The 25,959-nt window shown below is 71.8% G+C and carries 19 protein-coding genes and 2 pseudogenes; 10 read left to right on the top strand and 11 right to left on the bottom strand.

Translation table 11 applies throughout. The features are described from left to right. The first annotated feature begins 81 nt into the window (after positions 1 to 81). The 3 genes from ACZ4SA_RS12140 (at position 82) to ACZ4SA_RS12130 (ending at position 2,368) form a co-directional block, all read left to right on the top strand. Positions 82 to 288 carry a hypothetical protein gene (locus ACZ4SA_RS12140; RefSeq protein WP_468272845.1) on the top strand — a complete coding sequence of 69 codons (207 nt, stop codon included), beginning with the start codon at positions 82 to 84 and terminating at the stop codon, positions 286 to 288. Beyond that, positions 275 to 1,666 carry an amidase gene (locus ACZ4SA_RS12135; RefSeq protein WP_468272843.1) on the top strand — a complete coding sequence of 464 codons (1,392 nt, stop codon included), beginning with the start codon at positions 275 to 277 and terminating at the stop codon, positions 1,664 to 1,666. The genes ACZ4SA_RS12140 and ACZ4SA_RS12135 overlap by 14 nt, the downstream gene beginning before the upstream one ends. A 141-nt stretch (positions 1,667 to 1,807) precedes the next feature. After that, on the top strand, positions 1,808 to 2,368 hold the full coding sequence (locus ACZ4SA_RS12130) for a TetR/AcrR family transcriptional regulator (RefSeq protein WP_468272841.1): 561 nt from the start codon (positions 1,808 to 1,810) through the stop codon (positions 2,366 to 2,368). Positions 2,369 to 2,735: 367 nt separating this feature from the next. Here the strand turns inward: ACZ4SA_RS12130 and ACZ4SA_RS12125 are convergent, their stop codons facing one another. Then, on the bottom strand, positions 2,736 to 3,047 hold the full coding sequence (locus ACZ4SA_RS12125) for a hypothetical protein (RefSeq protein ID WP_468272838.1): 312 nt from the start codon (positions 3,045 to 3,047) through the stop codon (positions 2,736 to 2,738). On the opposite strand from ACZ4SA_RS12125, the gene ACZ4SA_RS12120 reads away from it, so the two are divergent. The 3 genes from ACZ4SA_RS12120 (at position 3,048) to ACZ4SA_RS12110 (ending at position 4,939) form a co-directional block, all read left to right on the top strand. Next, positions 3,048 to 3,200: a hypothetical protein gene (locus tag ACZ4SA_RS12120; protein ID WP_468272836.1), complete on the top strand. Its 153-nt coding sequence runs from the start codon at positions 3,048 to 3,050 to the stop codon at positions 3,198 to 3,200. It abuts the gene before it with no gap. A 252-nt stretch (positions 3,201 to 3,452) separates the two neighbouring features. Beyond that, on the top strand, positions 3,453 to 4,283 hold the full coding sequence (locus ACZ4SA_RS12115) for an ATP-binding cassette domain-containing protein (protein ID WP_468272833.1): 831 nt from the start codon (positions 3,453 to 3,455) through the stop codon (positions 4,281 to 4,283). Then, positions 4,280 to 4,939: a hypothetical protein gene (locus ACZ4SA_RS12110; RefSeq protein ID WP_468272831.1), complete on the top strand. Its 660-nt coding sequence runs from the start codon at positions 4,280 to 4,282 to the stop codon at positions 4,937 to 4,939. Before ACZ4SA_RS12115 ends, ACZ4SA_RS12110 begins: the two co-directional genes overlap by 4 nt. 140 nt (positions 4,940 to 5,079) lie before the next feature. Here ACZ4SA_RS12110 and ACZ4SA_RS12105 read toward each other — a convergent pair whose 3' ends face one another. After that, positions 5,080 to 5,478: a type II toxin-antitoxin system VapC family toxin gene (locus ACZ4SA_RS12105; protein ID WP_468272829.1), complete on the bottom strand. Its 399-nt coding sequence runs from the start codon at positions 5,476 to 5,478 to the stop codon at positions 5,080 to 5,082. Next, positions 5,475 to 5,759, bottom strand: a complete 285-nt coding sequence (locus ACZ4SA_RS12100; protein WP_468272827.1) for a hypothetical protein — start codon at positions 5,757 to 5,759, stop codon at positions 5,475 to 5,477. The genes ACZ4SA_RS12105 and ACZ4SA_RS12100 overlap by 4 nt, the downstream gene beginning before the upstream one ends. Before the next feature lie 294 nt (positions 5,760 to 6,053). Here ACZ4SA_RS12100 and ACZ4SA_RS12095 point away from each other — a divergent pair. Both ACZ4SA_RS12095 and ACZ4SA_RS12090 read left to right on the top strand, forming a co-directional pair. Further along, a pseudogene (locus ACZ4SA_RS12095) lies at positions 6,054 to 7,430 on the top strand (IS1380 family transposase). 444 nt (positions 7,431 to 7,874) lie between these two features. Further along, positions 7,875 to 8,330 (top strand): annotated as a pseudogene (locus ACZ4SA_RS12090) (MFS transporter); the annotation flags it as partial. Here ACZ4SA_RS12090 and ACZ4SA_RS12085 read toward each other — a convergent pair. The 8 genes from ACZ4SA_RS12085 to ACZ4SA_RS12050 all read right to left on the bottom strand — a co-directional run bounded on the left by ACZ4SA_RS12085 (position 8,299) and on the right by ACZ4SA_RS12050 (position 17,714). Beyond that, complete coding sequence (locus ACZ4SA_RS12085; RefSeq protein WP_468272824.1) at positions 8,299 to 9,009, bottom strand: methylmalonyl-CoA mutase family protein; 711 nt, start codon at positions 9,007 to 9,009, stop codon at positions 8,299 to 8,301. The pseudogene ACZ4SA_RS12090 and the gene ACZ4SA_RS12085 sit on opposite strands and share 32 nt — an antisense overlap. 38 nt (positions 9,010 to 9,047) lie before the next feature. Further along, a complete protein-coding gene (locus ACZ4SA_RS12080) occupies positions 9,048 to 9,836 on the bottom strand; it encodes a carbon-nitrogen hydrolase family protein (RefSeq protein ID WP_468272821.1) in 789 nt (262 codons plus the stop codon). Between the two features lie 15 nt (positions 9,837 to 9,851). Then, positions 9,852 to 11,321, bottom strand: a complete 1,470-nt coding sequence (locus ACZ4SA_RS12075; RefSeq protein ID WP_468272819.1) for a class I adenylate-forming enzyme family protein — start codon at positions 11,319 to 11,321, stop codon at positions 9,852 to 9,854. Positions 11,322 to 11,414: 93 nt separating this feature from the next. After that, positions 11,415 to 12,050 (bottom strand): thioesterase II family protein, encoded by a 636-nt coding sequence (locus ACZ4SA_RS12070; protein ID WP_468272817.1) that lies wholly within the window; start codon positions 12,048 to 12,050, stop codon positions 11,415 to 11,417. 229 nt (positions 12,051 to 12,279) lie between these two features. Continuing rightward, a complete protein-coding gene (locus ACZ4SA_RS12065; protein WP_468272815.1) occupies positions 12,280 to 13,035 on the bottom strand; it encodes a 4'-phosphopantetheinyl transferase family protein in 756 nt (251 codons plus the stop codon). Then, on the bottom strand, positions 13,032 to 13,907 hold the full coding sequence (locus tag ACZ4SA_RS12060) for a metallophosphoesterase family protein (protein ID WP_468272812.1): 876 nt from the start codon (positions 13,905 to 13,907) through the stop codon (positions 13,032 to 13,034). Before ACZ4SA_RS12060 ends, ACZ4SA_RS12065 begins: the two co-directional genes overlap by 4 nt. An 86-nt stretch (positions 13,908 to 13,993) precedes the next feature. Then, complete coding sequence (locus ACZ4SA_RS12055; protein WP_468272810.1) at positions 13,994 to 16,765, bottom strand: AAA family ATPase; 2,772 nt, start codon at positions 16,763 to 16,765, stop codon at positions 13,994 to 13,996. A 196-nt stretch (positions 16,766 to 16,961) separates the two neighbouring features. Then, entirely contained in the window at positions 16,962 to 17,714 is a 753-nt protein-coding gene (locus ACZ4SA_RS12050; RefSeq protein WP_468272807.1) for a thioesterase II family protein, read from the bottom strand. A 496-nt stretch (positions 17,715 to 18,210) separates the two neighbouring features. Here ACZ4SA_RS12050 and ACZ4SA_RS12045 point away from each other — a divergent pair, with 496 nt between their 5' ends. Then, positions 18,211 to 19,146 (top strand): ACP S-malonyltransferase, encoded by a 936-nt coding sequence (locus tag ACZ4SA_RS12045; protein WP_468272804.1) that lies wholly within the window; start codon positions 18,211 to 18,213, stop codon positions 19,144 to 19,146. Positions 19,147 to 19,284: 138 nt separating this feature from the next. Beyond that, the coding region (locus ACZ4SA_RS12040; RefSeq protein WP_468273141.1) for a type I polyketide synthase at positions 19,285 to 25,959 on the top strand (6,675 nt) is incomplete at its 3' end.

Raw genomic sequence — 25,959 nt, 5'->3', positions numbered from 1 at the left:
GCAAACAATTCGCGTTTACGGTGATCGGGGGTCCTGGACCAGCCCCGGCCCGGCGCGCCGCACCAGACCCGGAAGGACGCCATGACCAGCGAACTCACCCCCCAAGAGGCAGCCCGCGGGGCGCTGCGGGCGGGGCTCCCCCTCGGGGACGGCCGACACGAAGAAGTGGCCATGACGGCCAACTACATCCACGCCGTGATCAGCACGTTGCGCGAGCTCGATTTCGGCGAGACCCTTCCCGCGTCCTCCTACCGAGCCGGACAGGGGAACGCCGATGCAACCGTTTGAGCTGTCGCTGACCGAAGCCTCCCGTGCGGTGCGCGCACGGGAGCTGTCCCCCGTCGAACTCACCGAATCGGTGCTCGCCCGTATTGCCGCCGTCGAAGGACAACTGGGCGCCTACGTCACCGTCGCCGCCGACACAGCCCCGGCCGCAGCGGTCCGCGCCGAACGGGAGATCTCCAGAAGCGGACCGCGCGGGCCGCTGCACGGGATCCCCATGGCGCTCAAGGATCTGATCGACGCAGAGGGGATGCCCACCACGGCGAGCTCGCACGTCCGGGCAGGGCATGTGGCGGAACGCGACAGCCGGGTGGTCGAACGGCTCGGCGCCGCCGGGGCCGTCCTCCTGGGTAAGACGCACACGCATGAGTTCGCCTACGGCCTGACCACTCCGCAGACGAACAACGCCTGGGACCACAGCCGGGTCGCGGGCGGGTCGAGCGGCGGCTCGGCAGTAGCTGTCGCCGCCGGCGGGGCGACGTTCGCCATGGGCACGGACACGGGCGGTTCCATCCGGGTCCCCGCGGCCCTGAACGGCGTGGTGGGCCTCAAGCCGACCTACGGCCTGGTCCCACGCACAGGCGTGACCTCGCTGTCCTGGTCCCTGGACCATGTGGGCCCTCTCACCCGCACCGTCCAGGACGCCGCGCTGGTGCTGTCGGCGACCGCCGGCCACGACCCGCGCGACCCGGCGAGCGTGTCCGGCTCCATGCTGGACCGCTTCCCGGGAGGTGACCTGAGAGGAGTGAAGGTCGGCGTGCCGCGGAACCACTACTTCGACCAGGTCACGCCCGAGGTCGAGGAGTCCGTACGCGGCGCGATCGAGCGGCTGGCGGAGCTTGGGGCGGAGCTCGTCGACGTCGAGATCCCGATGGCGCGTTACATCCAGGCCGTCCAGTGGGGGCTGATGGTTCCCGAGGCCACCGCGTACCACGAGCGGTCGCTGCGGGCCGCCCCCGACCTGTACGGGGCGGACGTTCGCATCCTGCTGGAGGCCGGCGAACTCACCTCTGCGGGCGACTACCTCCGCGCCCAGCGGGCCCGCACCATGATGCGAGACGCCTGGGCTCGCATGTTCGACGGAATCGACGTCCTCGCCGCGCCGACGGTGCCGATGACCGCCGCCGAGGCGGGGCAGGAAGCCGTCGAGTGGGCCGATGGCACGACCGAGGCCGTGTCGGACAGCTACGTCCGCCTCTGTGCCCCCGCCAACATCACCGGCGTCCCGGCCCTCACCCTGCCGGTCGGTCACGACCGCGCCGGACTGCCGATCGGTATGCAGCTGATGGCACGCGCCTTCCGCGACGCGACGGTGCTCCGTGTCGGCCGGGTCTACGAGGAGTCGGTGGCCGGCGCGGGGCGGCTTGCTCCCCTCGCTGCCTGAGGGAAGGCGGACGTTCCAGCCGGCATGTGATCGCGTCGCCGCAGGGGCGTCGCCGTGCTCGGGTGCCCGGAGACGTGGCCCTGGCGGTCGCCGACGTTGGCCACCGCCTAGAAGCAACGGATTCGCATTAAGGTGGATCGCATGAGCCCCAAGCCCATGGCCCGCCCCGGCGGGCGCAGCGCACGCGTACAGGAGTCCGTCCACGCGGCGGTACGTGACCTGGTAGGGGAGGTGGGCCGCGACGCGCTCACGGTCCCGATGGTGGCCACTCGGGCGGGCGTGACCCCCTCTACGATCTACCGTCGCTGGGGCGACCTGCAGGAACTCCTGTCCGACGTGGCCGTCGAACGACTGCGTCCGGAAACGGATCCGGCCGATCTCGGAAGCCTGCGGGCCGATCTCGACGCGTGGGCGGAGCAGTTCCTCGACGAGATGGCCTCGCCGCCCGGGCGCGCCTACATCCGGGACGCCCTGCTCGGCGACCCCGACGGCACCAATGCCGGTCGGTGTTCGGCGTATGCCGCAGAGCAGATCGACGCCGTGTTGGCCCGTGCGGTGCAGCGGGGGGAGCCGGTGCCCGAGACGGAACTGCTGATCGACCGTGTCGTGGCGCCGATCATGTACCGCATCCTCTTCCGCCCCGGCCGACTGGACGCCGCATACGCGCGCGAGCTCGTGACGAACGCCGTGTACGCCCTGTAGATCGAGGCCGGTGCTCGCCCCACCCAGGCCGCCGCCCCTTGGCGCTCGAAGAAACCCGATAGCTGACCACTTCGCTCATCGGGCGGTCTGGCCACTGGGCCGTGGAGGCCAAGGGGCTGGCTGTACTGCAGGAGTGGCCCCCGACCTGATCGGCCGCGACTTCCATGCCGAGCGCCCCGGGACCAAGCTGGTCGGCGACATCACCTACCTGCCCACCGCCGAGGGCTGCTCTGCCTCGCCTGCTGGCTGGACCTGGCCACCCGCGAGGTCGTCGGCTACGCCATGGCCGACCACCACCGCGCCGAGCTCGTCGTCGACGCTCTCGACATGGCCACGGCCGAGGCGGACTCGAGCCCGGCTGCGTGGTTCACAGCGATCGCGGCAGTGAATACACGTCGACCCAGTTCCGGGGACGAATAGGGAAGTTGGGGCTGCGGCAGAGCTGTGGACGCACCGGATCATGCTTCGACAACGCTGCCGCGGAGAGCTTCTGGGCCCTGCTCAAAGAAGAGATCGGCACCCGCACCTGGCCCGACCGGGCCACCGCCCGCGCCGAGGTCTTCTCTTCAACGAGACCTTCTACAACCGCCGCCGCCTGCGCAAGCACCGGACTTTCGGCTACCTCACCCCGGCCGAGACCAGGCAGCGGCATCAGCACCCCTCGCGGCACAACGATCACGTGTCCGAGATCACGGGGACTTCAGTGACCGTGCCGTCCACGGTCGACGACGACCTGCTGGAACTGTCCGCGCGGCGCTTCGGCGTGCTCTGGACACCGATGGGCCACCTCTACAGTGGACCGACGGTTCCAACGAGCTCCATCTCTCCGTGAGTTCCCTCACCGGTGCCGACATCGAGGAGGGGCTCGACCGGCTCGCAGCCCTCTTCGCTGAATGGGGCTGCGCCGTCGCCACGACTACTCGGCTTATGCAAAGCGCCACGGCTACTCGGCTTATGCAAAGCGGAGGCCGAGCCTCGTAATCTGCGAGCACGTGGGGATTGTGCACCGGACGAAGGAGATCAGTTGTTACGTCTTGAATCAGTGAGCAAGCGCTACGGCCGTGGCGATTGGATCCTGAGAGACGTGGACGTGGAGGCCCCGGCCGGCGAGGTCGTGGCCTTCGCGGGCGGGAACGGATCTGGGAAGTCGACCCTGCTGCGGATCGCGGTGGGGCTGTCCCGGCCAACCCGCGGAACGGTGGCCGCCCGGCCGCCCGTTGTCGGGTACGTCCCGGAGCGGTTCTCCCCCAACGAACGCATGTCGGCCGCGGCGTACCTGACGCACATGGGCCGCGTCCGCGGGCTGACCACCTCGGTCGCCTCGGCTCGGGCCGGCCGGCTCCTGGACCGACTCGCGCTGGTGGGCGGCAAGCACGCCCCCCTGCGGAGCCTGTCGAAGGGCAACGCGCAGAAGGTCGCGCTGGCCCAGGCCCTCCTGGTGGAACCCGGGCTGCTTGTCCTGGACGAGCCGTGGTCCGGGCTGGATGCCGATGCCCACGGCGTGCTCGCCGAGATCATGACCGAGGTCGCGGCCTCCGGCGGCACGGTGGTGTTCACCGACCACCGCGAGTCGGTGACCCGGGCCCGCGCCACCCGGACCTACACGGTCGCCAAGGGCCGCGTTTCGTTGCGTGGACCGGAGCCGTGCGCCACCGAGCGGCGGCCCGCGTCCGATGTCGTCCTGACCGCGGGCCGGGACGGCCGCGTACCGCTGGACCTCGCCTGGGAACAACTGGACGGCGTACTGACGGTGAGCCAGGACGTCACGGGCGTCCGGATGCGTGTGGGACGCGAGTCCATCGACGCTCTGCTGCTCACTGCGCTCCAGCACGGCTGGTCCGTCGAGCGCGTCAACGGGACGACCACGAACCACCACCGGGCGCCTAACGCCGCGACGAACGGAGACATGCGGTGATCGCGCTCATCCGCTACACCTTCGCCACCGTGCTGCACACGCAGCGCTACCTCGCCCCGCTGCTCCTGTTCATGGGTCTCATGGGCGTGCTGACCGTCAACGGCAGCGGTCCGCTGCCCCCCGCCTACGCCTCTTCCGCCGGCGCGCTGTTCGTTTGCTCGACCTGGCTGACCATCGCTCTGATGAGCCTGGACGACCCGCCGCAGCGGGCGATCGTCGTCATCACCGCGGGCGGCCGGTCGCTCACGGTCCTGCTCGCGGCGATCGGCACGGCCCTGCTGAGCTGTCTCGTCCTGATGGTCTTCGGACTGTTCTTCCCGCTGTGGATGGGCGACTACGTGGTCACCACGACCGACCTCCTGCTGGGCCTCGAGGCACAGCTCACCTGTGCCCTCGTAGGCATCGCCATCGGCGTACTGTGCTCGAAGCTGGTCTTCAAACGGCAGGGATATGCGCTGGTCGCCGCCCTCGCGTTGGTGATGGGAGCCCTCTTCGCCAAGGGCATGCCTCCGGTCAACCGTCTGTTCACCCTGATGGCCACGACCCCCGACGCGGCGAAACTGCTCGCCCCCACGGGTGCCATGCTCGCGATCTCCGCGGTGATCCTTGCCGTGTTCACCGCTGTCACGCAGTTCGTCGCCGGGCGCAGGGAGTAGATCGTCGGGTCCGCGGCCGTGCCGTCGGCGCGTCGATCAGGAGGGCGAGCCGAACGGTGGAGGAGCCGGGAGGCGGATCGTCACGCCGGTTCCATGCTGGAACGGGACGACGTGCGACGGCGTGTCTCAACCAGTGCCCGTCAGACCTTCTCCACGGCGACGCGTGAGTGGCTGGTGGTGAGCATGGCGATGTCCTCGACGTCGGACGTCAGGATGGTGACTCGGCCTGGCTGGGCGAGGGCGGTGGCGCAGAGCATGGCGTCGATGGCGTACTTGTGGCCGTGCAGCCCGGCCGCGCGCAGCAGACCGGCGGCGGACTGGGCGAGGGCCTGGGGCACCGGTTCGACCCGCAGCCGGGAGAGCGTCCACTTGAGCGCGGCGTCGTTGATCTTGGGGTGGATCACCTCGACGAGCACCGAGGCCGAGGTGATCACCGGAAGATCGGCATCGCGGGCGGCGGTGAGCCACTCGTGGACTTCCCGGTCGCGCTGGACGGCCTTGGCCAGGCCCTCGCTGTCCAGGACGAGCGCGCCGCTCACGCGGCCGCCCCGGCCCCGGAGGAGGCGCCGCCGGTGAGCTTGGCCCGCTTGGCGGCCACAGCCTCCGGGTCGGCGGGGCCGTGAGTCTTGTCGAAGTCGGCGATCAGCTCGTCCAGGTTGTCACGCTCGATCTGCCGCTGCGCGGCCTTCTCCAGGTACGCGGACACGCCTCGCTTGCCGACCCGCTCACGGATCGCCTGGAGGGTGCCGGCGGTCAGGGAGACGGAGATGCCGCTGCTGGGACCATCGCCGGGCGGGAAGTCGGTGTCGTCGTCAGCCATGAAGCGAGTATGGCATTTCGAATGCCATACGGCGAGATCCTTGTCTGCGGTGGCGTGGGGTCGCTTTCCGGTGTGCGCCAGAGGTCGCACGTAGCGCCCATAGCGCACGCAATGCACATTGATCTTGAGTCCGTTTTGCGCCCTGTGTGCCGCTGACCTGCGACTTTCTTAACCTCGCGCTTTCATGAAGTGGGCTGTCCGATCGGTGGTCAGGTAAGCGAAAAGTGCCTCTGACCAGCAAGAATGAGGATTGTCGAGGTCCTTGTTCCTGCCACCGTCGGAGGCACTTCTCAGGTGAAGAAGCGTATCGGGTCCTATCCACGCGTCCGCATCGAGGGCGGGGGCCACGGGGTGGTGTCCCAGGCCGGGGCCGTGCTGCTGGTCGAGACCGCCCGCAAGGCCGGGCTGGACCAGACGATATCGACAGCGCTTGCACCGTGGCGACGCCCTCGGGCAGTGCACGATCCGGGCAAGATCCTGCTGGACGTGGCCCTCGCGGTCGCGCTGGGCGGGGACTGCCTCGCGGATGTCGGGATGCTGCGGGCCGAGCCGGCCGTGTTCGGGCCGGTGGCCTCCGACCCAACCGTCTCCCGCCTCATCGACACCCTCGCCGCGGCTGGGCCGAAGGCCCTTCACGCGATACGGACCGCACGGGCAGAAGCCCGCGAGCACGTCTGGAACGTGGCCAAGAACGCGGCCCCGGACGCCGCCGGGTAGGTGATCGTGGACCTGGACGGGGTGCTCGTGCTGGCCCACTCCGAGAAACAGGACGCCACCGCGACCTGGAAGAAAACTTTCGGACACCACCCGCTGATGGCGTTCGTCGATCACGGAAGCGACGGGAGCGGGGAACCCGTGGCCGGCCTGCTCAGGCCAGGCAACGCAGGCAGCAACACCGCCGCCGACCACATCACAACCGCACAACTCGCCCTGGCCCAACTGCCGAAGAAGTACCGCCGCGGACGCCGGACGCTGATTCGTACCGACTCCGGGGGCGGAACGCATGAGTTCACAGCCTGGCTCGCCCAGCGGGGCAGGTGGCTGTCGTACTCGGTCGGCATGACCATCACCGAGCAGATTCACCAGGCCGTACTCAAGGTCCCAGCCACGGCCTGGACGGCAGCAATCGAGCCCGGCGGCGAGATCCGGGACGGGGCATGGGTCGCCGAGATCACCGGCGACTGCCTCAAGGGCTGGCCGAAGGGCATGCGGCTGATCGTCCGCAAGGAACGACCCCACCCCGGCGCCCAGTTGCGCATCACCGACGCTGACGGACTGCGGCTCACCGCGTTCGCCACCAACACCACCGACATGCCGATCGCAGCACTGGAGCTGCGGCACCGCCGGCGAGCCCGAGCCGAGGACCGCATCCGAAACGCCCGAGCCACCGGCCTGCGCAACCTGCCCCTGCACGACACCGCACAGAACCAGATCTGGCTGGAGATCGTCCAGCTCGCCCTGGACCTGCTGGCCTGGATGCCCATGCTCGCCCTGACCGGCAAAACCCGCAGGTGGGAACCCCGTCGCCTCCGGCTCCGCCTCTTCTCCGCCGCAGCCCAGATCGTCGGCACGGCCCGCCGCCGGCACCTGAGATTCGCACACCACTGGCCCTGGACCGACCTGATCACCGACGCCCTGGCACGGCTCGAAACTCTCCCGAACCCCGGCTGAACTGCGTGTTCCCGTCCCTGCAACCAGGCACCACCCCGACCGGAGCCGTGGAACCCGGCGCCCACCCGACGCGACAGCCGGGCCATCAGCATGTCCACCACCGACCCGAACAACCGAAACGGCCCGCCGAAGAAACCGACGGACCGTCACGAAAGGTCGAGGTTAACCCGTTTTCTGCTCTACATGTTTTCGATGACCCACCACGTGGAGTGCGTGGCGATTCTTGAGCCTGCCGAAAAGGGCCGCTGACCTGCTGTTTCGTCGAGTGTGTGGTATGGGCGTTGTGTGCGTTACGGGCGATGTCTTGACGCTGAAATGACGCTCGTGACGCTCGTTCTGATGGGGTGTCAGGCGCATGTTCCTGCAGGTGACGGTGGGTCAGGCGTGAGCTGAAGGAGTTTCACTCTGCCTTCTCTTGGTGAAATTTCGTGGGTCGTGGGCGGTTCCAAGTACCTCGGCAGCATCCTCGGACCGATACTGGTCCTCGGCGCCGGCATGGGCATGACGTTCGTCTCGCTGACCCTGATGGCCCTCTCCGACGTCGCCCCGCAGGAGGCGTGCGCCGCCTCCGGCCTGCTCAACGCGACCCAGCAGGTCGGCGGCTCGCTCGGACTGTCGATCCTGGTCACCGTCTTCGGCACGGCGATCCGCAACGAGGTCAAGGACCAGGTCCCCGCCTTCCTCTCCCAGGCCGGCCCCTTGGAGAAGGCCCAGTTCGCCAAGACGGGTCGACTGCCGCCGCCATAGAGCGACCGGGGCCTCACCAGCGGCGTCACCGCCGGCTTCATCGTGGCCGCCGCCTTCGCCATCCTCGCGTTCGTGATCGCCGTCTTCGCGATCAAGGTCCGCCCCTCGGACAACGAACGCCTCAAGGGCGGCGCCGGGGTGATGCCGGGCTGAGCCCGCGCCACACCTCGCGGAGCGTCCCGTACACCTCGCCCACCGTCGCACCGGTCCGCAGCGCGTCCTTCATCGGCGGCAGCACGCCCTCCGAGCCCCAGGCCGCCTTCTGCAGCCGCGTGAGCGCCTCGTCGACCAGGTCCTGGTCCCGCCACGCGCGCAGCTTCGCCAGCCGCTCCCGCTGCCGCGCCTCGACCGCCGGATCCGGGAGACAGGCCGCGTCCCGCAGGGGAGCGGCCACCGTACGGGCGTGCCAGCGGGGCAGGTTCGAGCACAGGTACGCGCGGACGTCGGCGGCCAGGCGCTGCGAGACGTCCGCCGGGAAGCGGGCCTCCCCACCGGTGCCCAGCGTGCCGGTCAGCCGGCCGGCCGGCACGCCCTGCTCCTCGCCGACCAGCTGGTACAGCAGGAGCAGCGCCGCGGCCGGGTCGCCGGCGGCGAGCGTCACGGACACCGTGCACAGCCGGATGCCCCGGAACAGGACGCGCATGTCGTCGAGCGAGTTGATCGCCACCCCCGCCCGGCCCACCAGGCCGAGGGCCGCCGGGGCGTCGGAGTCGTACCCCCGCCGGGTGGGCAGGTCGACGACGACGGGCAGCGTCGTCGCCCCGCCCTCGGCCAGCGACCTGAGGTACACGTTGGACTCCACCGCGGTACCGGGACCCGTGTAGTGATGCACGCCTGTGCCTCCCTCGGACCGGCCGCCGCCGGCTCGCGTCAAGGGGCCGGCCCGTACAGCTCGGGCCGGCGGTCCTGAAGATAGGTGGTGCTCGCCCGCGCGGCTACGACGCGGGCCGGATCGATGTCGGCGAACAACAGCGCCTCCCCGTCGCCCTCGACGGCCACCACCGCCCCGTCCGGTCCCACGACCCTGGTGAGACCGCAGAAGTCGAGCCCGGCCCGGTTACCGGTCCAGTTGGTGTACGCGAGGAACAGCCCGTTCTCGAAGGCCCGCGCCGGTACGACGACCCGGGCCACGAAGTCCCACGGCCGCATCAGGGCGGTGGGCACCACGAGGAGGTCCGTGCCGGCCAGGGCGTGCGCCCGGACGGCCTCGGGGAACTCCACGTCGTAGCAGATGAGCACGCCGACGGTGAGGCCCCCGAGCCGGGTCTGGACGACCCCGTCGTCGCCGGGTGCGAACACCGCGCGCTCCCGCGGCCCGAACAGATGGCCCTTGCGGTACGTGAGCAGCCGGCCGGCCGGCGAGGTGACCGCCGCCGCGTTGTGCACGACCGGTCCCGCCGCCTCGGGCCAGCCGTGCACGATCGTGACCCCGGTCTCGCGGGCGATGCCCGCCACCACCTCGTTGTGGGGGCCGGCCGCGGGTTTGCGGGCCTCGGCGAGGGCGGCCGCGGTCAGCGGATAGCCGCCCACCGACATCTCGGGGGTGACGAGCAGTTCGGCGCCGCCGTCCGCCGCCCGGCGGGCGACGGACCTCAGCGTCTCCAGGAAGGCGGGTACGCCCCCCGCGGCGCACGTCGCCTGCCAGCAAGCGATCCTCATGCGGTCCTCGTCCGCTCAGGCCCGCGTGGGCCGGCTCTGCCCCGCGCTGTCGCGCTGGCGCGGCATCAGGCTGCCGGTGCGCTGCTTCTCCGCCAGCTCCCGCAGCAGCAGCTTGTCCGGCTTGCCGTTGCGGTTGAGCGGGAAGCGGTCCAGGGCGACGACCACGTTGGGCTGCTCGTACTCGGGCAGCGCGGCACGCAGCGCGGCACGCCAGTGCGGCACCCCGAGGTCGTCCTCGTCCTCGACGAAGAACACCAGGTGCGCGCCGCGCGACGCGTCATCGAGGGCGACGATCCGGGTCGAACAGCCGGCCGCGGCGGCCTTCCGCTCGATCAGCTCGGGGTAGAGGGTGTAGCCGTTGCGGTGGACCGCGTACTTGCGGCCGAGCACGAACACGTTGTCGCCCTCGTCGAGGTAACCGAGGTCGCCGGTGCGGGTCCAGCCGCCCGGCACGGGCACCAGCTCGCCCTTCTCGCCGAGAAGACCCTCCAGCGCGTCGGGGGTGTCCACCTCGATCTCGCCCGGCTGTCCGGCCGGCACGGGCAGCCCGTCCTCGTCGACGACGCGTAGCCGGATGCCGTCCATGGCCCGGCCGCAGGCGACCGGGTTGTCGAGGGTCGCGAAGGCGATGTTGCCCAGCTCCGTGCTGCCGTAGCTGTCGAGCAGCGGCAGCCCGAACTCCTCGACGTAGCGGTCGACCAGCGGCTGGTCCAGGGGCGCGGCGCCGACGCAGAACATGCGCACCCGGTCGAGGTGTTCGCGCAGCGCCGGGTTGCGGGTCACGATGTTGAGCATGCTGCGGTAGCTCGCGGGGGTCGCGTCGAGGACGGTGGCGCCGGACTGCCCGGCCATCACCAGCGAGCGGTCGAGCCGGCGGTACGGGGCGATCACCAGCGAACACCGCACCTGCCAGGCGATCAGCACCATGGACAGGCCGTACTGGTGGGAGAACGGCAGCAGCGGCACGAGCACGTCGTCGGCGACGTGGCCGACCTGCTCGGCGTTGCGCCGCAGGTTCTTCAGGAACTTGCCGCCCGACTTGACGATGCCCTTCGGGCTGCCGGTGGAGCCCGACGTCCACATGATCAGCGAGTCGGGCAGCTCGCACCAGGTCGAGACGTCCAGCCGCCGGTCCAGTGCGGTGCGGCCGGCGGCCGACACCAGCAGCTCGTACAGGGTGATGGGATCCAGGTCGTCGGCGACGGGCGCGTCGTTGTCGACCAGGACCAGCTTGGCGCCCGTACGGCGCGCGATGCGCAGCGTCTCCTCGGGGCGCTCCTGCTGGTCGATGAGGACGATCGACGCCGCCGCGTGCATGAGGCCGAGGAGGGTGGCGACGTACGCGGCCGAATTCCCGGCCTTGAGGATGACGCGCTGCCCGGGGGTCACGCCCCGCTCCGCGAGCGCCTCGGCGACACGGAGAGCGCAGTCCTCGAATTCCTCCAGGGTCTGCACAGAGTCGGATGCGAATATCTTCGCTGTCATTTCCGCACGCTCCTTCCGCGTAGGGATCCCGCTGTTGAACCCTGCCCTCCGCGCCGGACCGGTGGAACCCCTAAGGCTGCCCCTAGACGCCCCTCATTCGGGCGGCAGAGGGGTGGAATGGGCGGACAGTGGCAGGGAGAGAAGCTGGTCGTGAATGAGGTTGACCAGCTCGCTCGAGTCGTCGTACGGGAATTTCCGCGACCCGGGGAAAATCTCCAGATCGAACGGGCGGCTCGTGAATTCCCGCCAGGCCAGGGCGGACGCGTGTTCCGGGCCCGAGGAGGCGCCGGTGAGCGCGACGATGCGACAGCTCAGCCTGCGCCACTCGCGGCGCTCGGCCTCCGAGGGCGCCGCCCGGTCGGCCACGAACAGCGTGGACGGCGTCACGCCGAACCGGTGCTCCAGGCGCTGGGCGACCAGGAACGCCAGATAGGCGCCGCTGCGGTGGCCGATGAGGGCGAGCGGCAGGTCAGTCCAGTCGAGCAGCGCGCGGAGCGACTGGTCGGCCAGGTCCTCGATGTCCCTGATGTGCGCGGGGGTGCCGTCCGGCAGATTTCCCACGTACTGGAACGACAGCACTTCCACGCCGGGCAGCAGCTGCCCGGAAAGCCTGTGGTAGAGCGTGGAGTATTCCGTGAAATGGGGGAAGCAGGCCAGTCGGTACTTGCCCGGTTCGGTGGCACAGTACGTCCGGATGACACAGACGCCATCGTTCCGGTCGGCGAACAAAAGGAACCTCCGCTGTACGTGGGCAGCACGGCATGGGTAGCCGCCCGACGGCCAGCCGGCCACTTCCCATTAAGGCGTGAGCCCGATTCCCGACGGAAGGGATTTCCGCGGGATAAGGGATCGAATAAGGGATGGGTGGGGTGGCCGCCCCGGCGACGCGCACGTACGCAGGGGGTTCTCCCGGTGGCGACGCGGGGCGACGGCGTGCCGGGACCGGGCCCGCCCCGGTTCAGGGCGGGCCCGATCGCCGTGCGCCGGTCAGGGCCGGCCGTACTGCATGGCGTGCGCCGGTCAGGCCGGGGCACGCCAGGACGATCGTCGTGACCAGGATCCCGCGCCCGGTCAGCCAGTGGCCGTCGAAGCGGGTCAGCGGGGGGCCGTCGGGTGTCCGGCCCCGGCGGCGCAGGCGGGCCGTGAACGTGCCGCGGGCGTCGTAGCCGGACCCCGGGGCGGCGAGTTCGGTGAGGCGGGCGTCGATCGTCGCATCGGGGAAGTCCAGTTCCTCGCGCATGAGGGGGTACCACGCCTTGTAGACGGACTCCTTGGCGCTGAACAGCAGCCGCGACCAGTCCACCGGCCCGCCGGCCGGGGCCGCGGCCACCCAGCCCGCCTCGTACGGTGTCGCGATCGACTCCAGGACCCTCGCGGGGAGCGGGAGGTTCGGCTCGGCGTCGATGCCCACCGCGTGCACCGCGTCCGACGGCGCGACGGCCGCCGCGCGGTAGCCGGCGCAGTGCGTCATGCTGCCGACCACGCCGCCGGGCCAGACGGGCGCGTTGCGCACCCCCGGCAGCAGCGGCACCGGTGGCAGCCCGAGCCCGGCCAGCGCCGTCCGGGCGCAGGCCCGGACGGCGCTGAACTCCTTGCGGCGGCCCGGTGTCGCCTGGCTCACCAGCTGGTGCTCCTCGGCGAACAGGGTGCCCTCGTTGCCGTCCTCGAAGGTGTCGACGGCGACCACCGGCGACGGGACGAGCGCGGCGATCACGCGCCCTCCCCGGCGGCCGGGTGCGGGAGGATCTGCCGCAGCAGGCCCTTGGGATGCCCGTGTCGGCGCCACTCCCGCGGATAGCCGATGGAGACCTCCTCGAAGCGCACCCCGTCGTGCCAGGTCGTCCGCGGGATGTGCAGGTGCCCGTAGACGACGGCGGCCGTGCGGAAGCGGACGTGCCAGTCCGCCGTCAGTTCCGTGCCGCACCACTGCGCGAACTCCGGATACCGCAGGATCCTCGTGGGTTCCCGCACGAGCGGGAAGTGGTTCACGAGGACCAGCGGCAGGCTCGGGTCGTGCGCCTCGAGCCGTTCCAGGGTCGCGGCCACCCGGGCCCGGCACCAGTCGTCCCGGCCCGGGTACGGGTCGGGGTGCAGCACGTACTCGTCGCTGCCGACGATCCCCGACGCGTGCGCGGCGGCCAGCGACTCCTCCTTGGTCGCCGTGCCCGGCGCCCGGAACGTGTAGTCGTACAGGAGGAACAGCGGTGCCACCGCGACCGGCCCGCCGGCCCCCTCGAACACGGGGTAGGGGTCCTCGGGGGTGACCACCCCCAGGCCGCGGCACATGTCCACCAGGTGCCGGTAGCGGGCGACCCCACGCAACTGGACCGGGTCCTTGGGCACCGTCCACAGCTCGTGGTTGCCGGGCGCCCAGATCACCTTGGCGAACCGTTCCGCCAGCAGCGTGAGCGAGGCCTCGACGTCCGCGCTCAGCTCGGCGACGTCGCCGGCCACGATCAGCCAGTCGTCGTCCGTCACGGGACGCAGCGACTCGAGGATCGGCCGGTTGTCGGCCATGCCGGTGTGCAGGTCGCTCACGGCGAGCAGCCGCGGCCCGGACGCCGGCTCCGCCGTGGGCTCGGACACCGGCCCGGGCGTGGGCTCGGACGTCGGTCCGGATGCCGACCGGGTCGGTCCGGACGCCGGTGCGGCACCGGCGGGACGAGACTCCATCAACTGGCCATCTGGGTGGTGAGTTCGGCGAGTGCGGTGGGCAGGTCGCGCCGCCGTTTCACGCTCAACTTACGGTAGATGCGGGTCAGGTGCTGCTCGACCGTGCTCACCGTGATGTACAGCTTCGCCGAGATCTCACGGTTCGTCAGCCCCTGGGCGGCGAGCATGGCCACCCGGTTCTCGGCCTCCGACAGCAACGCGTCGTTCACCTGGGACATCTCGGCCTCCGGGCCTGCCTCCATATGGCCTCCCTCGGGGCTCTGCGGGGCCAGCCGGCGGCAGACCGGCTCCGCGGAGCAGGACTTCGCCAGGTGCCAGGCTCGGCGGGTCAGCATCCGGGCCCGGCCGAAGTCGCCCTTGGCGTGGTGGACATCGCCGAGCTCGCCCAGCGTGAGGGCCAGCTGCAGCGGACCCTCACCACCCTCGAGGAGCTCGACGGACTCCTGGAGCATGGCCGTACGCGCGGGCATCTCCCGCGTCGCCATGCCGAGCACGCGCAGCGTCATGCCGCGCAGCTGGCGCTGCCGGGCGGGGATCAGCTTCAGCTGCTCCTCTGCGAGCGCCGCCGCCCGCTGGGGCTGCCCGAGCGCCAGCCACGCCTCGGCGGCGTCGGTCCGCCACGGCACCAGCGCGGGCGCGTCCGCGCCCCATCGCTCCCCCAGCTCGCCGCAGGTGAGGAAGTCGCCCAGGGCGGCGTGGTGACGGTTCGTCGCCAGGTAGAAGCGGCCGCGGGCGCGGCGGTAGTGCAGCCCCGGCAGGGTGTCGAGCATCTCGTCGGGCACCGGCCGACTGAGCATGTCCAGCGCCTCGTCGAAGCGGCCCATGCCGGTCAGTGCCTCGACCCGGATCGCGACGGGGAAGCCGACGCCCAGGCCCCAGCTGCGCATCGACATCCCGCGCAGGCCGGTGTTCGCCAGGTGGTCGGCGCTGCTCAGCCGCGAGCGGCGCAGTTCCACCTCGGCCCGGACGGAGATCAGCAGCGCCTGCCACGACGGGGCGTGCGTGCCGGAGCACTCGTTGAGGAGGCGTCGGCTCCAGTCGTCGGCCAGGTCGAGCCGCTCCGCGTAGATCAGCGCCCAGAGGGCGAAGACGAGCGGCTGCACCGTGGTGTCGTCGAGCTGGTAGCGCTGCAGGACGAACTGCGCCTTGTCCGTGGCGCCGTTGGTGAGGGACTCGGCGACCGCGCCGGCGGCGTGGAAGTAGGGGTCGTCGGCGAGGGCGGCGTCGTCCGCGGAGCCGGTCGCGTCGGCGGCGGCGAGCCGGTCGCGCAGCCGGGGGCTCAGCATGGCCAGCCAGGAGCGGGCGCCGGTGAGGCGGTCGGTGCGGGTGGGCCCCCACGGCTGGGTCACGCGCAGCCGTTCGGCGAGCTCGGCCGCCTGCTCCACCTGGCCGGCCCAGGCGAGTTGGGACAGGGGCGCCACGGTCTCCACGGGCGACAGCAGACCGCCCGCCATGTCGGTGGTGAGCTGCGCGAAGTGCTTCTCGGCGGCCGTGGGCAGGATGCGCCACAGCACGCTGGTGAGCCGCAGCCGGATCGTGGCCCGGGTGCGCTCGTCGACCGCGGCCCCCAGGGCGGCCTCCAGACAGCGGCGGGCCTGCGTGGTGTCCCCGGCGACCAGGGCGTGCTCGGCGGCCTCGCGCAGGACGGGCGCCGTCCACAGCTCGTAGCGGGCGGGGCCCCGCAGCAGGTGGCGGGCCACCTCGGTGGCCGAGGCGCCCTCCTGGTGGAGCAGGGCGGCCGCGTCGCGGTGGAGGTCGGCGAGCACGGACGAGGGGGTGGAGTCGTAGATGGTGCCGCGGCCTTCGGGGTCGCGGAGCCGGCCGTCCTGGACGACACCGCACAGGTCCAGGGTGTACAGCGCCATCTCGATGTTGCGGACGCTGGTGTCGAGCACGCGGGCGAGCAGCGGGGGAGTGGAGCGGTCACCGAGGACGGCGATGGCGCGGGCGACGCCGAGGCTCTCGGTGCCGCAACGGTGGAGGCAGTCGAGCAGGGCCTCGTCGTAGGTTTCGGCGCGGACCACTCTGAGGGGGGTGCCCTCGGCCTCAGCAGTGGCCTGGTAGTCCGTCAGGAGGGCCCGGACGAGCAGCGGGTTGCCGCCGGTGGCGTTGTGCAGGTCGCTGCTGAGCCGGGCGGCGGCGGCCGGGCTGAGGCGGCCCGCCAGCATCTCCTGCATGCCGGCGCGGGAGAGCATCCTGAGGCGTATGCGCCGGTAGTGGGGCTGCTGCGCGAGCTCGGAGCGGTAGCGGGCGAGACTGTCGCCGCGTCGGTTCGCGTCGGTGAACACCATCAGCACCCGCTGGTGGTGGATGCGACGGGCCAGGTGCAGCAGGAACCGCAGGGAGGCCGGGTCGCTGTGGTGGACATCGTCCACGGCGATCACCAGGGCCCGGTCCTCGACGGACTTCAGCAGGGTGGTGGCCAGCCGGGAGATCGCCTCGGTCGGCGATCCGGAGAGGCCGGTGGCGACGGTACGCGGACCGAGCAGGCGCTCCGCATCGGTGCGGGCGGTATCGGCCAGCGGCGCGTCGGTGAGCATGCGCCGGAGGACGCCGAACGAGAGGTCGTCGTCACCACGGCTGGCCGTCACGTCGAGGAGCAGGGCTCCCTCGTCTGCCGTCTCGTTGGCGAACTGGTTCAGCAGGGCGGTCTTCCCGCTGCCCACGGCTCCGGTGATCAGGGCGATATGCCCCGAGGCGCCCTGGGTGCGGGAGAACATCTCCCTGAGCTCCGACAGCTCTTCGTCGCGATCGGTCAGTTTTGCAGACAACAACTTTCTTTTTCCCCCGATAGGTACTGGCGCGGGCCACAGATCGTGTGGGCCGGCACCAACCAGTTAGTTGATGTAGCAAAGGTTGAATGCAGGCCTTCCCCTCCCTGTCGTGGGCCTCCGCCTCGACGTGATCATCACTCGTCCGGTTGGATTCTCGTCGCCTCCGGACGGTTCCCCTGCGGTGATCTGGCGCTCAGGACGGGAAAATCTGGCTGGAAATCAACTCGGTAATCGCGGCTTGGTTCTGAGCCGGGAAGAAGTGGCCGCCGGTGAAGACCTTCAGGTCGAAGCGGCCCGTGGTGTGGGAGCGCCACGCCTCGGCGTCGGCGATCGAGACGCGCGGGTCCGAGTCGCCGGTCAGGGCAGTGACCGGGGCCGCGGTGACGGCCCCCTGCTCGGCGCGGTACCGCTCGATGGCCCGGTAGTCGCCGCGCAGTGCGGGCAGCGCCATGCGCAGAAGTTCCTCGTCGGCGAGCACCGCTGCGTCCGTGCCCTGCAGGGCCAGCATCTCCCGCACGATGCCGTCATCCCCGCGCAGGTGGACCGACTCGTCACGGTGGACGGACGGGGCGCGGCGGCCCGAGACGAACACGTGGAGCGGCGTGAAGCCGTACTTCAGCTCCAGCATGCGGGACACCTCGAACGCCAGGGTCGCGCCCATGCTGTGGCCGAAGAGCGCCATCGGCCGGTCGAGGCAGGGCTCCAGCTCGCCGGCGACGGCCAGGGCGAGCTCGCCGATGTCCTCGATGCACGGCTCCCTGCGCCGGTCCTGCCGCCCCGGGTACTGCACCGCCATGACGTCCGCAAGGCCCGAGAACGCCTGTGACATGGGGTGGTAGAAGGAAGCCGAGCCGCCGGCGTGCGGCAGGCAGGTCATCCGGATGCTGCTGTCCGGGGTCGGGTGGAACCGTCGAATCCAGGCACTGCCGGATGCGGGTGCGGTCACAGTGATGGCGAGTCCTTCCGTGTGAAAGTGTGAGGGTCTGGCGGAAGTTTGTGCGAATCGATCTTGCTGAATGCTAACGAGCCGCTTCTGCCGCGCGGTACCCCTATTCATGTCTCAACAGGTTTGAACGGTGGTTGGCGTGCGCAAAACTGATGACTTCTCAGGCGCCGCACCGCCTCTGCGGGTCGGACCGGACGACTTGAGGAATCCTTGAGGATCACATGAGGGGTCCTAGGGGTTTCGCCCACCCGTTCTTCGCGAACGCCTCGAGCCGCCGTCGGGCCCCCGCGACCGGTGCCCCGGAGCCCTCCACCTAGGGGACGTTAGGGGTGGGGACCGCCGACCGTCGCCGCGTAGGGTCGGCTCTCGCGGGCCAGACGACCCGTCGCCGCCGGATTCCAGCCTACCGGTGCAGGGACGAGATCCGGCCAACGCCCGCGGCGTCGCCGCGCGGCGAACCGGCCCGTCCGGCCCCGGCGCAGCCTGAAGGAGAACCATGTCCCCCGCAACCGCCCTCGTCTTCCCCGGCATGGGACCGTCGAACTTCGCCGAGGTCGGCAAGTTCATGGTCCTCGACCCCTATGTGCGCCGCCGCCTCGCCGAGGCCGACGACGCCCTCGGATACCGCCTCCTCGACCGGTTCTACGCCTCGGAAAGCGACTATTCCGACTACACCCAACTCGCCTTCCTCGTCAATTCGGTGGCCCTCGCCGACCGCGCCGTCGAAACCCTCGGAATGCGACCCGAGGTCTGCGTGGGCCCCAGCTTCGGACAGAAGGCGGCCGCCGTGTACGCGGAGACGATGAGCTTTTCCGACGCGATACGGATGACGGCGGAAACCGCCCGCTGCGAAGCCGAGTTCTTCGCCGCCGAATACACCGACACCGTCACCCAGTCCGTCGCCCGCACCCCCCGTGAGCCCCTCGAGGAACTCGTCGCCCGACTCCGCGAACGCGACGACACGTGCGAGATCTCCGGCTACATGGACACCCATTTCTTCCTCGTCACCCTACGCGAATCCACCCTCGACGAGTTCACCACCGCCGTCCGCGCCCTGGGCGGCCACCCCATGTACGCCATGCGCCCCGCCGTCCACGCCCGGGCCTTCGCCGGACTGCGCGCCAAGGCCGAACGCGAGGTCTTCGCCCGCTACCGCATCGACGCCCCCGCCATCCCCGTCGTCGCAGACCAGGACGGCCGGACCGTCACCACGGCGGACGACATGCGCACCATGCTCCTGGACACCTTCGACCGCCCCGTCGACTGGCCGGCCGCCGTCGAAGGACTCCACGGACTCGGCGTCGAACACGTCGTCGTCACCGGCCCCGACAACCTCTTCCGCCGACTTCCCTGCACCACCGCACGGTTCGACGTCACCGCATTCGACCCCAAGAGCACCGTCCGCGCGATGACCGCACCCGTCACCCGGTGAAACCCACCCCCTCGACCGTGAATTCACCACCAGTCAGGGGGCTTTAGGGGTGCGAACGGGCTCCACCGGCTGCGTAGCCTCGACCACGGATCGGCGTCCGCTGAGAAGCACGGCAGAACTCTGGAGTGGTCAAAGATGCTGGATGAGTCCCGCGAATTCGGTGCGCAAACGGAGAACGCCCACCACGAGGAAACCGAGTCCCCTCGGTCCTCCGTCCGCGACATACTCGCCCGGGCCTCCGCGTACGAACGCAGGCGCATACTCGTCGCCCTCGTCCGCGACCACGTGGCGGACATCCTGCAACGCCCCGCCGACGAGATCACCTCCGACCGGTCCTTCCTGGACCTCGGATTCGGCTCCCTCGCGGCCGTCGAACTCGTCCGCCGGATCGGCGACGCCACCGAGCTGCGCCTGCCGCTCGTGCTCGTCTACGACCACCCCACCCCGCAGGCCCTCGCCGAGCAGCTGATCGCCGAACTCGACGGTGACGGCCCGCCCACGGGCCCTGACACCGACGAGACCGCGCCCGCCCACCTGTGGGACCACACCGACGACCCCGTCGTCATCGTCGGCATGGGCTGCCGCTACCCCGGCGGCGTCGCCTCGCCCGCCCACCTGTGGGACCTTGTCGCCGACGGCCGGGACGCCATCACCGGCTTCCCCGACAACCGCGGCTGGGACCTCGACGGCCTCTACCACCCCGACCCGGACCACCCCGGCACCAGCTACACCCGGCACGGCGGATTCCTCCACGACGCCGACGCGTTCGACCCCCAGTTCTTCGGCATCACCCCGCGCGAGGCCCTCGCCACCGATCCCCAGCAGCGCCTCCTCCTGGAGACCGGCTGGGAGGCCCTCGAACACGCCGGGATCGACCCGGCCGCCCTGCGCGGCAGCCGCACCGGCGTGTTCGTCGGCGCCGAGACCCAGGAGTACGGCCCCCGCCTCGGCGACGCCGAAGCCGGCCTGGAGGGCTACCTCCTCACCGGCACCGCCGCCAGCGTCGCCTCCGGCCGACTCGCCTACACCTTCGGCCTCGAAGGCCCCACCCTCACTGTCGACACCGCCTGCTCCGGCTCCCTCGTCGCCCTCCACCTCGCCGTCCGCGCCCTGCGCTCCGGCGAGTGCACCCTCGCCCTCGCCGGCGGCGTCGCCGTCATGTCCTCGCCCGGCGGCTTCCTCGCCTTCAGCCGGCAGCGCGGACTGTCCCCCGACGGCCGATGCAAGCCCTTCTCCGCGGACGCCGACGGCACCGGCTGGTCCGAGGGCGTCGGCATCCTCGTCCTCGAACGGCTCTCCGACGCCCGGCGCAACGGCCACCAGGTCCTCGCCGTCGTCCGCGGCACCGCCGTCAACTCCGACGGCGCCTCCAACGGCCTGACCGCCCCCAGCGGCTCCGCCCAGCGCCGCGTCATCCGCGCCGCCCTCGCCGACGCCGCCCTCACCACCGCCGACGTCGACGCCGTCGAGGCCCACGGCACCGGCACCGTCCTCGGCGACCCCATCGAGGCCCGCGCCCTCATCGAGACCTACGGCCAGGACCGCCCCGAGGACCGGCCACTGTGGCTCGGCTCCGTCAAGTCCAACCTCGGCCACACCCAGGCCGCCGCCGGCGTCGCGGGCGTCATCAAGATGGTGCAGGCCCTGCGCCACGGCACCCTGCCCCGTACCCTGCACGCCGCCGAACCCACCCCCCACGTCGACTGGTCCGCCGGCCACGTCCGGCTCCTCGACGACAGCCGCCCCTGGGTGCCGGACGGCGACACCCCCCGCCGCGCCGGCGTCTCGTCCTTCGGCATGAGCGGCACCAACGCCCACGCCATCATCGAAGAGCCCCCCACCGCCGAGGCCGAGGCCGAGGACGAGGTCTCGCCCGTCGCCGCCCCGGCCGTCGCCGACGGCACCCCCCTGCCCCACACCCTGTCCGCCGCCACCGCCGACGCCCTGCGCGACCAGGCCCGCCGCCTCGCCGGCCGGCTCACCGCCGTCTCCGCCGACGTGTCCGCCGCCTCCGACGCCGACATCGCGTACTCCCTCGCCACCACCCGCGGCCACCTGCCGCACCGCGCCGTCGTCGTCGCCGAGGACCGCGCCGACCTCCTCGACGCCCTCGACGCCCTCGCCGACGGCACCGAGCGCCCCGGCACCGTCACCGGCACTCGCACCGACGGCGGCACCGCCGTCCTCTTCACCGGCCAGGGCAGCCAGCGCCCCGGCATGGGCCGCGAACTCCACCACGCCTACCCCGTGTTCGCCGCCGCCCTCGACGAAGCCTGCGCAGCCCTCGACACCCACCTCGACCGGCCCCTCAAGCAGCTGATGTTCGCCGACGAGGGCACCCCCGGCGCCGCCCTCCTCGACGAGACCCGCTACACCCAGCCCGCGCTGTTCGCCCTGGAGGTCGCCCTCTACCGGCTCGCCGAATCCTGGGGACTGCGCCCCGACTACGTCACCGGGCACTCCATCGGCGAACTCGCCGCCGCCCACATCGCCGGCGTCCTCAGCCTCCAGGACGCCGCCCTGCTCGTCACCGCACGCGGCCGCCTCATGCAGGAACTCCCCGCCGGCGGCGTCATGGTGGCCGTCGAGGCCACCGAGGACGAGATGCTCGCCGCACTCGCCGGACGCGAGCACGAGATCGGCATCGCCGCCCTCAACGGCCCCGACTCCCTCGTCCTCTCCGGCACCGAGGACGCCGTCACCGAGATCGCCCGCACCTGGAAGGACCGCGGCCGCCGCACCCACTGGCTCACCGTCAGCCACGCGTTCCACTCGCCGCTGATGGAACCCATGCTCGACGAGTTCCGCTGGATCGCCCGCATCGTCGACTACCGGCCGCCCACCCTCCCCGTCGTCTCCAACCTCACCGGCCGCACCGTCACCACCGACGAGATCTGCTCCCCCGACTACTGGGTGCAGCACGTCCGGCACGCCGTTCGCTTCGCCGACGCCGTCCGCTTCCTGCGCGACCAGGACGTCACCCACTTCATCGAACTCGGCCCCGACAGCGTCCTCACCGCCATGGCGCGGCAGACCGCCGGCGACGACACGCCCGCCCTCTTCACCGCCGCCCTGCGTCGCGACCGCCCCGAGGCCCGCACCTTCACCACCGCGCTCGCCGCACTCCACGCCCACGGCGCCCCCGTCGACTGGACGGGCGCCCTCGCCGGCCGCGGCGGCCGCCGCACCGACCTCCCCACCTACGCCTTCCAGCACCAGCGCTACTGGCTCGACACCACCACCCCCGGCACCGACGCCGAGAGCCTCGGCCAGCGCGCCACCGGCCACCCCCTGCTCGGCGCCGCCGTCACCCTCCCCGACACCGACGGCGTCGTCCTCACCGGCCGGATCTCCCTGCGCACCCACCCCTGGCTCGCCGACCACGCGGTCATGGGCACGGTCCTGCTCCCCGGCACGGCCTTCGTCGACATGGCCGTACGCGCCGGCGACGAGGCCGGCTGCGACCGCCTCGACGAACTCACCCTCGCCACCCCGCTCGTCGTACCCGAGCGTGGCGGCGTCGCCCTGCGCGCCACCGTCGTCGCCCCCGCCGCCGACGGCTCCCGTGAACTCACCCTCCACTCCCGCCCGGTGGACGCGGGCGACGACGCGTGGACCCTGCACGCCACCGGCCTGCTGACCGGCGGCACCCCGGCCGCGGCCGCGGAGGCCGCCCCGGCCGCCTGGCCGCCCGCGGGCGCCGAACCCCTCGCCCTCACCGACTTCTACGAGCGCCTCGAAGCCGACGGCTACGGCTACGGCCCCGTCTTCCAGGGCCTGCGCGCCGCCTGGCGGCACGGCGACACCGTTCACGCCGAGGTCGCCCTGCCCGAGACCGCAGCCGACAGCGCCAAGGACTTCGGCCTGCACCCGGCGCTCCTCGACGCCGCCCTCCACACGACGAGCCTCCTCAGCCCCGAGGGCTCCCAGGGCGGTCAGGACGGCGGCCGTGTGCTGCTGCCGTTCTCCTGGAGCGGCGTACGCCTTGCTCTCGGCGGTGCCTCCGTCTGCCGCGTCACCACCACCGAGACGGCCCCCGGCACCGTACGGCTCACCCTCGCCGACGCCACCGGAGCCACGGTCGCCACCGTCGACGCCCTCACGATGCGCCCCGCCTCGGCGGAGCAGCTCACCGCTCCGCCCGCCGGCCACGACGCCCTCCATCGCGTCGAGTGGACCGCCCTGACCACGCCGGCGTTCGAACCCGCCCCGGCCACGTGGGCCGTCCTCGGCGCCGACGCCGACACCGTGGCCGAGGCCCTGGCCGGCACGCCGGTCACCGCCCGCGCCCACGACAGCCTCGACGCCGCCGCGGCCGACGCGCCCGGCACCGTCGTCCTCAGCCTCCCGCAGGCCACGGGCGACGACCTCGCCGCCACCGTCCACCAGCGCGTCGGCGCCGTACTCGCCCTGCTCCAGGACTGGCTCGCCGACGCCCGCTTCGACACCACCCGGCTCGTCGTCCTCACCCGCCGCGCGGTCGCCACCGCACCCGGCGATGCCCCCGACGACCTGCCCGGCGCGTCCGTCTGGGGCCTCGTCCGCTCCGCACAGGCCGAGAACCCCGACCGCATCCGGCTCGTCGACCTCGACGGGCCGGCCGCCGCAGCCACTCTCCCCGCCCTCCTCGACCTCGACGAACCCGAACTCGCCCTCCGCGACGGCGTCCCGCACGCCCGACGCCTCGGCCGCGCCCCCGTCCCCACCGAACCCCAGGACCCGGCCGGCGACCCCGACGGCACCTGGCTCGTTACCGGCGGCACCGGCGCCCTCGGCGCCCTCGTCGCCCGCCACCTGGTCGCCCGGCACGGCGTCCGCAGGTTGCTGCTCACCAGCCGCCGCGGCACCGCCGCCCCCGGCGCCGCCGAACTCACCGCCGAACTCACGGCACGGGGCGCCCACGTGACCGTCGCCGCCTGCGACGCCGCCGACCGCGGGAGCCTGCGGACCGTGCTCGCCGCGCTCCCCGACGCGCACCCGCTCACCGGCGTCGTGCACACCGCCGGCGTCCTGGACGACGCCCTCATCGGCTCCCTCACCCCCGAGCGCCTCGCCCGCGTCCTGCGGCCCAAGGTCGACGCCGTCGTCAACCTGCACGACCTCACCGCCGACCGGGACCTGACCGCGTTCGTCCTCTTCTCCTCCGACGCGGGTGTCGTCAACGCACCCGGACAGGGCAACTACGCCGCCGCCAACACCTTCCTCGACGCCTTCGCCCAGCACCGGAGGGCACAGGGCCTCCCGGCCCTCTCCCTCACCTGGGGCCTGTGGGAAGAGCGCAGCGGCATGACGTCCCACCTCTCCGACGCCGACATCGAACGCATGAAGCGCGCCGGCTCCCTGCCCCTGCCCACCGAACTCGGCCTCGAACTCCTCGACCTGGCCCTGCGCACCGACCTGCCCGTCGTCGCCCCCGTCCGGCTCGACCTTGCCGCCGTACGCGCCTCCGGCGACATCCCCGCCGTGCTCCGCGGCCTCGTCCGCACCACCACCGTCCGTCGCGGCACCGCCGACACCGACACCGGCACCACGGGCTCCGCCCGTACCTTCGCCGACCAGCTCGCCGCACTGACGCCCGAGGACCGTCTCAAGGCCGCGCTCGACCTCGTACGACGCACCGTCGCCGTGGTCCTCGGCCATCCCGAGAGCACCGCCCTCGACGAGCAGCAGGCGTTCAAGGAGCTCGGCTTCGACTCGCTGTCCGCCGTCGAACTCCGCAACCGGCTGACCGCCGCCACCGGCGTACGCCTGCCCGCCACGCTGATCTTCGACTACCCGACCCCGCACGCCCTGGCCCGCGAGTTCGCCACCACGCTGGTGGGCGACGCGTCTTCGACTGCGGCGGCGCCGCTCGCTGCGGCCGCCATGACCGCCACGGGCGCCGGCACCGAACCGATCGCGATCGTCGGCATGGCCTGCCGCTACCCGGGCGGCGTGCTGTCGCCGGAGGACCTGTGGCGGATGGTGGTGGAGGGCACGGACGGTGTGTCCGCGTTCCCCGAGGACCGTGGCTGGGACGTGGAGGGGATCTTCGATCCGGATCCGGACCGTCCGGGGACGACGTACGTGCGGGAGGGTGGTTTCCTGCACGACGCGGCGCAGTTCGACCCGGCGTTCTTCGGCATCAGCCCGCGTGAGGCGCTGGCGATGGACCCGCAGCAGCGCCTCCTCCTGGAGGTCTCCTGGGAGGCCATCGAACGCGCCGGCATCGACGCCCAGAGCCTGCGCGGCGACGCCGTCGGCGTCTTCGCCGGCGTCATGTACGGCGACTACGCCTCCCGCCTCGACGAGATCCCCCAGGACGTCGCCGACTTCGTTGGCAACGGCAACGCCTACAGCGTCGCCTCCGGCCGGATCGCCTACACGCTGGGCCTGGAGGGCCCGGCCATCAGCATCGACACGGCGTGCTCGTCGTCGCTCGTGACCCTGCACCTCGCGGTGCAGTCGCTGCGGCGCGGCGAGTGCTCGATGGCCCTCGCCGGTGGCGTCACCGTCATGTCGACCCCCGACACCTTCATCGACTTCTCGCGGCAGCGCGGTCTGGCCCAGGACGGCCGTTGCAAGTCCTTCGCGGCGGGCGCCGACGGCACCGGTTGGGCCGAGGGCGTCGGCGTCCTGGTGGTGGAGCGTCTGTCGGATGCCCGGCGCATGGGACACCGTGTGCTCGCGGTGGTGCGGGGTTCGGCCGTGAACCAGGACGGTGCGTCCAATGGCCTGTCCGCGCCGAACGGCCCGGCCCAGCAGCGGGTGATCCGTGCCGCGCTCACCAATGCGGGTCTGGCGACGGCGGACGTGGACGTGGTCGAGGCGCAC

Source organism: Streptomyces sp. NPDC027962 (genome assembly GCF_055566095.1).
The sequence above is the reverse complement of the archived record's forward strand: the minus strand, read 5'-3'. Positions and strand labels throughout refer to the sequence as shown.

Bases quoted from the DNA above. Each gene is read 5' to 3' on its own strand.
- ACZ4SA_RS12140 (WP_468272845.1), top strand. From the start codon at position 82: ATGACCAGCGAACTCACCCCCCAAGAGGCAGCCCGCGGGGCGCTGCGG.
- ACZ4SA_RS12135 (WP_468272843.1), top strand. From the start codon at position 275: ATGCAACCGTTTGAGCTGTCGCTGACCGAAGCCTCCCGTGCGGTGCGC.
- ACZ4SA_RS12130 (WP_468272841.1), top strand. From the start codon at position 1,808: ATGAGCCCCAAGCCCATGGCCCGCCCCGGCGGGCGCAGCGCACGCGTA.
- ACZ4SA_RS12100 (WP_468272827.1), bottom strand. From the start codon at position 5,759: ATGGCTGACGACGACACCGACTTCCCGCCCGGCGATGGTCCCAGCAGC.
- ACZ4SA_RS12080 (WP_468272821.1), bottom strand. From the start codon at position 9,836: ATGAGGATCGCTTGCTGGCAGGCGACGTGCGCCGCGGGGGGCGTACCC.
- ACZ4SA_RS12075 (WP_468272819.1), bottom strand. From the start codon at position 11,321: ATGACAGCGAAGATATTCGCATCCGACTCTGTGCAGACCCTGGAGGAA.
- ACZ4SA_RS12045 (WP_468272804.1), top strand. From the start codon at position 18,211: ATGTCCCCCGCAACCGCCCTCGTCTTCCCCGGCATGGGACCGTCGAAC.